The sequence below is a fragment of the Armatimonas sp. genome, from assembly GCF_043760365.1.
In the GTDB taxonomy this organism is placed as follows: Bacteria; Armatimonadota; Armatimonadia; order Armatimonadales; family Armatimonadaceae; genus Armatimonas.
In genome coordinates, this window is sequence record NZ_JAYUPA010001000.1 from 1 (window position 1) to 2,689 (window position 2,689).

Genomic DNA, 2,689 nt, shown 5'->3' on the forward strand with positions numbered 1-2,689 from the left:
GAGTCGCCGGGCACAAACCCGAGGAATGCTCCTCTACCGGGGCGATCCCGACGGCACGCCAGCCCCGAGCACAGGACGATTTCTCTGGCAGTGGCTGTATGAAAATGGTGCTGTTGTCAGCAAAACAGATATCTATCGCAAGCTTGCCCCAAGCGGGGATGCCGTCTCGTTTCGCCGAGGAACGCAAAGCGGCAGCGTGCTACTCTACCGCGTTCTTCTTGTAGAAAAAGACTCGTACAACAACGAGCGCTCCGCTCTGGGAGCGGCTTCGGATACGGTACGGGGAACATCAGACTCGGCTGTCGCTTTACTGAACAACGACGGCACGCTTCTACCAGACACAGCACTGCCAAATGACGGAGTACATCCATGAAAGTGACAGTTCGGCTTTCACGACGACGGCCACAGCGCGGAATGGCGCTCCTGGGAATCATGGTGATCCTCTTCTTTATCCTGGGGATTATCTTGCTGGGAACGCTAGGGCGCACCAGTGCAGTGAGTGCCAATGCCGATGCATCGCTGCAGCAAATCTCGCTCCAGGCCGATGCTCAGACGGCTCATAACCTCGCCGAGACCGGTGTGCGGATTACCTACTCCTGGATGCTTGAGCAAGACAGTATCAACAGCGTGAACCTTCCTTTTGCGCCCTCAGAAATTGGCAGTGATTTTTACGGAGCGTCTCTGGAACAAGGCTATAATGTAATCCGCCTCAGCCAAGCCCCGACAGCGGGAGAAAGCGTGGTAGGGCGAGCCAAACCGAGCCTGCTTCGAGTCCGGATCTATCCGGGCAACGACCCCGCGACGGGCCAGAAGGTCTTCGCGATTCAGTGTGTGGGAGAGTGCGGTACGAGTACCTACTCCAGCCGCTTGGTGGTTCGCCCCAAAGGATTTGCTGAGTACGGCATCTTCTACGATGAGCCGCTTGATGGTTTTGTGTGGATGGCCGGGATGCATATCTTCACAGGCCCCGTTCATCTAAACATGCGCCTCCCGGGCACCAACACCGTAGACCCCGCCGCCAAGCACACGATTGTCTGGAACACCACGAACCTTCTCTTCACCCATCCCGACACGAACTACTTCACCTGTGCAGGAGCGCCTTCACAGATCCAGTGGTGGAAAGGCTTGGTCACCAAACAAGAGCCCGCGCTCGGTGACTGGCAGTTCGTTGCGACTTCGGGCACGGCCCCTAAGTTCAATGCTCCCTTAATACCGTTCCCTACTAATACCAGTACGCTGCAGGCAGACGCTCTCGGGGGAGCCACCGCGCCTGCCACACCCGGCCTGCTGGTTCCCTCAGCGGGTAGCGCAACCGTTGGTGGCATCTTTGTTGAGGGTTCCGTGACACAGCTAACACTCAGCACATCAGGCATAGACAATGTCAATCAAGTGCTGACGTTTTACCAGACCAGCGGCACCACTGCCTTGCGTACCGTCGTCACCCTAAATCATCTGACGAATCAAACTCTCGTCTCACGCTACACGATGCCTAAGTCGAAAACGGAGTCCCTCACTGCGACCGAGAGCTACACCGGAGTCACAAACGGCCTTGTCTATGTAAATGGGGATATAGGAGACACGACCACTCAGACCGGCGGGATCGCGGGAGCCGTTGCCAACAATGTCAGCGCAGACTCCGTGACCCGCCTCACCATTGCCACCCCGGAAAACCGACGCACCCAAATTAATGGGGGGATTATCTACCAGCGCCTCGCCTTGGGGAGCGCGAGTAACCTGCAATCCAGCGCCACGGAGGCGGACCCACTCTGCGGTGTCTTCGGCCTGATCACAGGACGTATGTGGATCGTCGAAAACGACCAGAGTAAAATACACATTGATGACATCACCCTCCACGCCGCTCTCTTTGCCCTAGACTCGTCCGGGGGGAACCCCAGCGTCGGCTGTACGAACTACACCACGCGCAAAGGGGGAATCTACCGTCATCTGGGTGCCTTGATCATTAAAAAAGACGGACCTTTTGGGCAGTTCACCTACAACTCCACGACCGGAGCGCTCCTGGATCAGTTTGGCTTCAACCGCAAGCGTGTTTACGATTTCCGGCTCACGGAGCTTGCTCCCGCGTTTTTCCCCCTGGCAGGACGGACCTACAAAGTGGTCTCCTACCAGAGCGGTGTGACGGCTCTGCCGTAGCGTCGGGAACGTTTCGCATTAACTTTGCCGTACAAAGTAGTATGAACCGTGCTGCGCTTCTTGCGTTCTTTCTTGCGGGTGGACTCGGTGCCGCGCTGGTGCACGTCGGCGAGGCGACTCTACTCGCCCGGCTTACTGCGACCGTCTGTGTTCTCTGTGTCGTATTACTGGCTTTGCTGCTACTCACTGCCCTGCTCCGCCACCTGCCCCGGCCCGTGCTCTTGACTCTGGGATTCATTGCGGCGCTGATCGGTCTGCGAGCGCTCTATCTGGCACTGCGCTTTCACTGGCTGACGGGCGGCGTGGCCTTTTTGGGACTTCTGCTCGCGATCATGCTACTCTGGAACGCTCGGTTGCGCTGGCCGACGCTCTCCCGGCGGACAGGTGTGGCGCTGGCGGCTTGCTGTGGCCTCGGGCTGGTCGTCCAAGCGGGCACTTTCCCTCCACGCGAGCTGCTCCCCACTGTCCGCCGCTGGAAGCGCGAGCCGCGAACCCGAACCCCGCTGAGTCTTCTGAGCCATGCGGGCCTCTTGGGCGG

General features: G+C 58.6%; 3 protein-coding genes. All 3 read left to right on the plus strand.

Annotated features, from left to right (window positions below):
* Nucleotides 1–373: hypothetical protein (locus ACH2EH_RS25280; protein ID WP_395146196.1), on the plus strand; the 373-nt coding region annotated here is incomplete at its 5' end.
* A complete protein-coding gene (locus tag ACH2EH_RS25285) occupies nucleotides 370–2,151 on the plus strand; it encodes a hypothetical protein (RefSeq protein ID WP_395146198.1) in 1,782 nt (593 codons plus the stop codon). The genes ACH2EH_RS25280 and ACH2EH_RS25285, both read left to right, overlap by 4 nt.
* 41 nt (nucleotides 2,152–2,192) lie before the next feature.
* On the plus strand, nucleotides 2,193–2,689 hold a 497-nt coding region (locus ACH2EH_RS25290; RefSeq protein ID WP_395146200.1), incomplete at its 3' end, for a hypothetical protein.

Bases quoted from the DNA above. Each gene is read 5' to 3' on its own strand.
- ACH2EH_RS25285 (WP_395146198.1), top strand. From the start codon at position 370: ATGAAAGTGACAGTTCGGCTTTCACGACGACGGCCACAGCGCGGAATG.